This window comes from Methylobacterium frigidaeris (assembly GCF_022179185.1).
Taxonomy (GTDB): domain Bacteria; phylum Pseudomonadota; class Alphaproteobacteria; order Rhizobiales; family Beijerinckiaceae; genus Methylobacterium; species Methylobacterium frigidaeris.
In genome coordinates, this window is sequence record NZ_BPQJ01000478.1 from 1 (window position 1) to 212 (window position 212).

Sequence of the window (212 nt, forward strand, 5' to 3'; positions counted from 1 at the left end):
TCGACCACGTCGTCCCAGGGCGCGCGCCCGGCGCGGACCAGCTCCAGTTGCCCGCGGTCGGTGCACAGCGCCCGGACCGCGTTGGTGATCAGGTTGAGTGTGGTCTCGTGCCCGGCGATGATCATCAGCAGCAGGGTGCCGACCAGACCACCCCGGCGCCGCAAGATGGCCCTCCCCGCCTCCCCGGCGAGGACCGCCATCGCTAGGAGGGC

At 72.6% G+C, this 212-nt stretch carries 1 pseudogene; it reads right to left on the reverse strand.

Annotated features, from left to right (window positions below):
• Positions 1-212 (reverse strand): annotated as a pseudogene (locus MFF64_RS37690) (hypothetical protein); the annotation flags it as partial.